The organism is Marinitoga sp. 1155 (assembly GCF_001021175.1).
In the GTDB taxonomy this organism is placed as follows: Bacteria; Thermotogota; Thermotogae; order Petrotogales; family Petrotogaceae; genus Marinitoga.
This window is the reverse complement of the sequence record NZ_AZAX01000028.1, coordinates 80,215-87,869: the sequence shown is the minus strand read 5'-3', so window position 1 is coordinate 87,869 and position 7,655 is coordinate 80,215. Positions and strand designations below refer to the sequence as shown.

10 protein-coding genes are annotated in these 7,655 nt (G+C 23.9%); all 10 read right to left on the bottom strand.

Going from position 1 to position 7,655, the window contains the following annotated elements:
• Window positions 1–106: 106 nt before the first annotated feature.
• Window positions 107–283 (bottom strand): hypothetical protein, encoded by a 177-nt coding sequence (locus X274_RS12050; protein WP_156166184.1) that lies wholly within the window; start codon window positions 281–283, stop codon window positions 107–109.
• A complete protein-coding gene (locus X274_RS08815) occupies window positions 280–765 on the bottom strand; it encodes a hypothetical protein (RefSeq protein ID WP_047266459.1) in 486 nt (161 codons plus the stop codon). Before X274_RS08815 ends, X274_RS12050 begins: the two co-directional genes overlap by 4 nt.
• 169 nt (window positions 766–934) lie before the next feature.
• On the bottom strand, window positions 935–1,669 hold the full coding sequence (locus tag X274_RS08810) for a radical SAM protein (protein ID WP_084822714.1): 735 nt from the start codon (window positions 1,667–1,669) through the stop codon (window positions 935–937).
• The gene (locus X274_RS08805; protein ID WP_047266458.1) at window positions 1,603–1,875 is read right to left on the bottom strand and encodes a hypothetical protein; all 273 of its coding nucleotides are present in this window, start codon (window positions 1,873–1,875) and stop codon (window positions 1,603–1,605) included. The genes X274_RS08810 and X274_RS08805 overlap by 67 nt, the downstream gene beginning before the upstream one ends.
• A 111-nt stretch (window positions 1,876–1,986) precedes the next feature.
• Window positions 1,987–2,151 carry a hypothetical protein gene (locus tag X274_RS12045; protein WP_156166183.1) on the bottom strand — a complete coding sequence of 55 codons (165 nt, stop codon included), beginning with the start codon at window positions 2,149–2,151 and terminating at the stop codon, window positions 1,987–1,989.
• A gap of 21 nt (window positions 2,152–2,172) precedes the next feature.
• Complete coding sequence (locus X274_RS12040) at window positions 2,173–2,328, bottom strand: huazacin family RiPP peptide (RefSeq protein ID WP_156166182.1); 156 nt, start codon at window positions 2,326–2,328, stop codon at window positions 2,173–2,175.
• A 714-nt stretch (window positions 2,329–3,042) separates the two neighbouring features.
• Window positions 3,043–3,678, bottom strand: coding sequence for an ABC-2 transporter permease (locus tag X274_RS08800; RefSeq protein ID WP_047266457.1), 636 nt, complete (start codon window positions 3,676–3,678; stop codon window positions 3,043–3,045).
• 4 nt (window positions 3,679–3,682) lie between these two features.
• Window positions 3,683–4,537 carry an ABC transporter ATP-binding protein gene (locus X274_RS08795; protein ID WP_047266456.1) on the bottom strand — a complete coding sequence of 285 codons (855 nt, stop codon included), beginning with the start codon at window positions 4,535–4,537 and terminating at the stop codon, window positions 3,683–3,685.
• 5 nt (window positions 4,538–4,542) lie between these two features.
• Window positions 4,543–5,559, bottom strand: a complete 1,017-nt coding sequence (locus tag X274_RS08790) for a radical SAM/SPASM domain-containing protein (RefSeq protein ID WP_255350155.1) — start codon at window positions 5,557–5,559, stop codon at window positions 4,543–4,545.
• Between the two features lie 131 nt (window positions 5,560–5,690).
• Window positions 5,691–7,232, bottom strand: coding sequence for an ATP-binding protein (locus X274_RS08785; RefSeq protein WP_047266455.1), 1,542 nt, complete (start codon window positions 7,230–7,232; stop codon window positions 5,691–5,693).
• Between the last annotated feature and the right edge of the window lie 423 nt (window positions 7,233–7,655).

Here is a 7,655-nt window from a genome sequence, read left to right as displayed (position 1 = left end):
TCTCTAAATTGAATTCGCTCAATATTATGCTATGAACATTTAAATTTAATAAATTATTTAGGAATGTTTTGTATGCTTTTGAATCTATAGAATTTACATTTGAATTTTAGGATGATTTTACATTTTCAATTTTAATGCCATTTTCTAACTGTACTAAAACATCAGTCCATGTTTTTTCTAATTCTATCATATTTCCATTTTTTAAATCATAAATTAAACCTTTATTTTCTTTTCCAATAACTAAAATATAGTCTTTGTTTAATTTAAAATATTTATTCTTCATATATACACCCCACATTGTTTATATTTTGAAAACTTGATTAAATCAAATATATTAACTCTTTCCTCTAGCAAATTCCAGATTTCTTCAAAATATTTTTTTATTCCTTTTTTGATATTTTCACAAATATTTGAAGGATCTTTTTCGAATTCTCCATTCCCTGCTAATAAAGCGAAACAAAGCGGGCACAATCTTGACACAGAACAGGTTAAGCATTCTGACTTTAATTTTTGATTGTATTTTTTTATTATTTTCTCTATTTTTGAATAATCCAACCAGGTTTCAACAGTGCCAATAGGAAAATTATAGTTGATTTTCTCACAGCAATGCAAATCTCCAGAAGGAGAGATTGCTATTTTTTCTCCTGGTACACATGTTCCTGTAAATGAAAGAAATGAAGGTTTACTTTCATATAAATTTACTTTTATATTTCTATTAAGTATAGTAAAATATGATAATCCAAATAATGAAGAAAGGGTGTCCAAAAAGTAAAGTTGCTCAAACCTTAATTGCTAATCTTCAAAAATAGCATATTTTCGCCGGTCGTATCAGACTCACATCCATGTTCGGCTTCACTCAATTTTGCATCCATGCAAAATTGCCCGGCTTCATATGCTATTTTTTCAGGCAATTTTCGAGTTTTCGCTTACTTTACTAATTGGACACCATAAATGAAGATAAAAATTTATCATTTTCATTTTTTTTAATTTTCTGGAAATATAAATTTTTTAGTTCGTTCATTTGAGAAAAGAACTTTTCTTTTTCTTCTTTTGAATATTGATTATACCAATTAGTATAAGAATTTCCTATCATATTAAGTCTGATAAGCCTTTCTGATAAATTACTCCTATCAAAAAAATCTTTCATTTTTAATAAATTTGTTCCATAATCATAACACGCAATTATAGAACAATATTTTTTATAATAATAAGGATATTTCTCTTTTATTTTTAATATGTTATTATACACAATTTCAAATGTACCCTTTTCATTTGAAAATACTCGTAATCTATCATGCTCTTTTTTAGAACAATTAAGGCTAAAAGCAAGAGAAATTTCATTTTCAGCAAGAAACTTTATTATTTCATCGTTTAATATAGTTCCATTTGTTGTGATAGTAAAATGACATTTGTGTTTTTTATTTTTTATATATTCTATTATCTTTTTTATTAAATCAAAATTAAGTAAAGGTTCTCCACCATAAAACCCAATAGCTGGAATAAAATATGGATTTTCCTTTTGGGTTTGTGAAATATCCGAGAAGTATTTATCAATAGCTTTTTTAGCTATATTATAATCCATATACACATTATTATGTGTTCTCATATTAGAATATTCTCCCGAATAAGCACAATATTTACATCTAAGATTACAATCTTCGGTAACAATAAAAAATAATTCTTTACTTCCTCTTTTTTTATATAATTTTTAATATTAGTAATATTAACTATTTTATCATCATAAAAATAACTTTTTTGATATTTATTAGAAAAATTTTTAATATCATCTTTGGATTTTATAAATATAACTTCTCCTGTAGTATCAGAATAAAAATAAAAATTTCCTTTTTTTGTTTCAAAAATAAAACCCTTCATATTTCCACCTCTCAAATGCATATTTTATATAATTATTTTAAATTTTAGTATATAATACTTAATAAAAAAACCGAGGTGAATTTTATAAAAAACCAATAAATTTAAATTCAATTAAAATTTAGCGCCCGTACCAGTTATAGTACCAGAAATACCAGCTGCAGCATCCATTACAGGTATTATAGGAGAATCAGTCTGACATCCAAATCCGCAAATTATTCCACACCCAATAATACATATTAAACCTTCTTCTTTGTTATTGTTATTAATTATTTTCATAAAACTCCCTCCTCATCTAGACTATAATGATATATGTTCTGTATTAGCATATGATGCTACACCCATTGCATCTAACAAAGGGCTCATTGTATCCAGAGAACATATTATAACGCATTCAGCAGAACAAACAATAAAACATTTTAAACTTTCGTTTTTTGCATCATTAACTATTTTCATTTTGTTCCCTCCTGTGATTTTTTTCACCTTGGTAAATCGAAAAATGAAATAATAATTTAACAAATATTCAATTTTTTAATTATATATTACATACATATTTAGGTAATTATACTAAATAATTCCAGGCATTGATGGATTAGATGTTTGGGGAACTTTATTATTTTATTAATTACTATTATCAGATAATATCATCGACTTTGTTCAATAATATTGCTAACAAATATCGTGAATTTTATAACTTAACGATTCATAATAAAACTTTATGAATGTATAATTTTTATATTATGTTACTGAATAACAAAAGATATTATTTTCACTTATTCAATTTACAATAATTTTAGCAAAAAAATAGTCAACGATATAAAGTAATTTTTGAGTAAATTTATAATCAACTTTTTTTTCTTAAATTTAATAAATTTACATAATTATTTTATCATATGATATATTTTGTTGTTAATTTTTTGTTTAATACATTCTATTATTTGATGTTAATGATTAATTGGTTTTATAGATTAATCTTGAAAATATTGTATATATAAATACTTCCCATAATGGCATTTCTGATAGAAACATGTACTTTATTCGAAGAAAAAATACTTATTAAAACTTATCTTTGTTAATCCATTTTTTTATTAATTCTGATATTCCAATAATAGCGACAAACGCTATTGCAAACATAATCATTTCCATTTTATTAATCTCCTTTCGAGTTTATTAAAAATCTTTTTTTGAATAAATATGTATTGAAACAATCATTGAAAAGTATAAAAATATTAATGCACATAAATAAAATAATAGAATTAAAATTTGATCTGAAATTTTAAAAGTATAATTTTTTGATGCTATATTTTGCAAAAATTTAGGTAATAAAAAAGGGGTTAAAAAAATCAAAGTTGCAGAAATATATTTTGTTTTTTCATATCCAAATTTATATTGGATTGGAATAATAAGACCAAAAAAAATACTTGTTATTAACAACGTTAATCCAGTTGAAAATAGATTTAATTTTGGAATAGCAAAAATTATAGAAACCGCACTATAAAGAAGAAAACATATGAAAAAAATTATCAATATGAAAATATATTTTGCCTTTACTTGTGTATTTCTAGAATATGGTGTTGCACTGAGTAAATAAGAACCTTTGTACTTATGTTCCACTATTGAAATTGAATTATATAAAAGATATTCCGTATAAATAACTGTAATGAAAAAAACTATAAAACTTCCTCCAATATTACCTATTTTACTATTTACAAACAGTGGAATAAATATTGCAGTAGCAAGGGTTATCAATAAATAATTTTTTGCAAGAAAAAATTCTTTTTTTATAAGATTTAGTATTAATTTCATTTTTTCACCTCTCAACATGATAAAGCATTATATTTTCTATAGTAGGTTTTTCAATTACTACATCTTTTCTAAATAAACTACTTAATTCGTTTTTCTTATCAGTTAAACCTTCAAAATAATCTTCTGAAATTTTTAAATTTAAAAATAACTCTTTTATTTCATCATTAACAAGTTCTTTTGAACCTTTAATTATTACATATTTATTTAGTAGTTCTTTTTTATCTTCACAAAAAATAATTTTTCCGTTGTTGATTAATATTAAATCATCTGCAATTTTATCTAAGTCCGATGTTATGTGAGTTGAAAAAAATACGCTTTTATTTTCATCCTTCATAAATTCCAATAGTATATTCATTAATTCATGTCTAACTAAAGGATCTAACCCGCTTGTTGGTTCATCCATAATTAGAAGTTCTGGGTTATGTGAAAGGGCTAAAGCAATTGCATATTTCATTTTCATCCCTTTAGATAATTTATATATCTTTTGATTTAAAGGTAAGTTGAATCTTTTTATATATTGCCTAAATAATTCTTCATTCCAATTTGAATAGGCGGAAGATATTATTTTTTTCATTTCTTTTAAAGTTAATTCCTCATAAAAATAACCTTCATCAAATACTATCCCTATACGATTTTTTATTTCTTTTTCAGTTTTTTTGTTTAATTCTTTTCCAAATATTTTTATAATTCCACTTTCCTTTAATGCAAGGCCAAGAATTGATTTTATTGTGGTTGTTTTCCCAGAACCGTTTATACCAATAAATCCTGTAATTTTTCCTTTTTTTACGTTGAATGTTGCATTTAATTTAAAAAGAGTATATGTTTTTCTTAAATTAATTACTTCTAATATATTTCCCATTTAAATCACCTCTGAAATTCTTCTATCCTTAACTGTTCTTTTATGATTTGAGAAACTTTGTTTTTATACCATTTACAATTATTTTTTAATTCTTTTGCTTTTATAAAACCTCTAAGCAAACAACCATTACAGAAATATCTATATTTGCATTCTTTACATTCTTCAGAATTTAATTTTGGAGATTCTAATTTGAAAATATCATTTATATATTTTGAGTTGATATCATAAATATTCTTTATATTTTGTTTTATAGCATTACCTAAATTACTATTAAAGTATTTCATGTTATCCATTGTACACATTTTTATTTCACCTGTAGCTGAGATTACAACATGAGATGAAATACATCCACAATTAGAATTTTTTAACTGTCCGAATTCTATAAGAGATAGAAATTTTGGATATTTTTTGTTTATTTTATCCAATAATATATCCAACTGAATATATTCATTATCGTTTAAATATAAATTTTTGTTCATATTTTTTGCTCTTCCTAATTCTATAACCGGGCTGATACCAAAAGATTTTATCCCTAAATTATATACCCAATCTGCAATCTCTTCAATCTCATCTAAATTTTTTGGAGTAACAATTGTTGCAACTCTCATATTAACTTTATTTTTTGCAAGTATATATATGTTGTTTTTTATTTTATTTAAAGAATTAGAAGTTTTAGTAAACCATTTTAAATATTCATCATTTAAACTATGCAAATCTATTTGAATAAATATTTTTGACTTATTTAAAATAATAGTATTCATAATTTCTTCAGAAATATATATTCCATTTGTTAATAAACCTATTTGTTCGAATTCAAGTTTAAGAGCATAGGTTATAATTTCTTTTAGATATGGATATGTTGTTATTTCTCCACCTGTTAGTTCAATAATATTTACCCCCAAGTTTTTTAGCTCATATAAAATTTTTTTTGCATCATTTAAACTAATAAAATTATTCAAACTACTATTAAAATCGCCATAACAATGTAAACATTTTATATTACATTTATTTGTTAGTTCAATTGAAGCTACTTTAGGATAAATATTGTAATTATCTTTTATAATGAAAGAATTTCGATTGATGAGATTATTGATAAATTCTTATAACAAAATCCCCGTTTTCGGGGATTTTGTTAATTTGAGATTGTATGCAGTTATATCTTTTCAATTATATAATCATCAATATTCCTTTTTTCTGAATCTATGTTTATCCCTATTATATATATTTCTTTTCCTTTGTATTTTTCATAATATTTCTTTTCTTTTATTTGGTTTATTGCATCAATTGCACTTTTATCCACTTTTATTTCAAAAAGATATATCCTTTCATCAAAATCTATTACAAGGTCACTTCGTCCTAAGTTTGTTAATTCTTCTGCTTTTACATCTATTCCTGCTGATGCTATTATTGTAAATATCAATGAGTGATAATACTTTTCTTCTTTTTTGTGTAAGTTATACGGTATTGCACTTATTATTTTCTTTATTTCTTCTATTAATCCTTTTATGTCATTTTCTGCTATTTTTATGTATATTTCATATACCCTTTCATATGCTTCTTCTTTTGGTTTGTAATTTGATTCTAATATTAATTTTGAAAAACTGTTCTTTACTTCGAGATTTGGATAATCTAATATGTATTTTTCTGTTAATCCATATCTTTTTATTCCTTTAAATGTTAGATATCCTGCTTGTGTAAAGAATATATTTGCATTGGCATCTTCTATTTCTCTTGTTGAGAAATCCATTGCACTTACCGTGTTTTTTACCAGATCCTCATAGGTTACTTTTTTGTCTTCTATATATTTTGATAGAAATGATGGCGATCCGCTTTCAAACCAGTAATTTCTGAATTTTTTTTCTTCAAAAAACTTTAATATGGAGAATGGATTATATACAAATTGTTCTCCATCAAAGGAAAAACCATTGTAATATTTTTTCATTTCTTTTAATAATTGATGTTCTGATATTCCTATTTCTTTTGCTGTTTCTTTTATATAATCTTCAAAATAATATTCCAATTCTTCCTGTGTATAACCCAACATTGTTGCATATTTTTTATTTAACGATATATCATTTAAATTATTAAGTGCTGAAAATACACCTGTTTTTGTGAATTTTGTAATGCCGGTTATGAATACAAATTTTATGTATTCATCTTTTGTTTTTACTTTTTTATAGAATTCTCTTAAAAATGCTCTAAATTCTTCTGCTTTTTCTTTATTGTTTATATGTTCTAATATTGGTGATTCATATTCGTCTATGAGTATTACTGTTTTTTCTTTGTATTTTTTACTTAATTCTGTTATTAAATGCCCAAATTTTGTTGGTAAATTATTTTTTATTGGTGAAATATCATATTCTCTATATAATTCTTCAATTCTTTCATCAAGAGAATCTATAAATTCATCATATGTTGTTAATGTATTATCTGACATATCGAGTTTTATTACAGGATATTCTTTAAATTCCCATTTGTCATATATATATGTATCTTTAAATAATTCTTTTTCTCCTTTGAATAGGTAATATAATGTTGATACTGTTAAACTTTTTCCAAATCTTCTTGGTCTTGAGAGAAAGGTTGGTATTCCGGAATTTGCTAATTCTAATATATATTTTGTTTTATCTATATATATATAATTTTCTATTATTAGTTTTTTATAATCTTGTACTCCTATTGGTAATTTTTTCATTTTCATCATCTCCACATTTGTTTTTTCTTAGTATTATTATAGCATAAATGTATCTTACAAAAAACTGTTTTTATATATTCTCACGAGAATATGGAATTATATAAAGCCATGTTACTAATATACCTGTTAATTCTAAAAATTAGGGTATCCAATTAGTAAAAAGCAAGCGAAAATTCGCAGATTGTCCTTACACGCTATCGCGGGTATTGGTTAAAATAATTTTGATTTTATAAAAAATTTTTGTTTTCTATAAAATATTAAAAAAACTATTTACCTTAGATTTTTTATATCTAAAAAATCTAAGCGTAAAATGAAGCCGGTCAAATTTTTTGCACGGATGCAAAATACAGAACATGGATGTAAGTCTGATACGGCCGGCGAGAATGAGCTATTTTTAAGGATTAACAATCAAGGTTTGAGCGA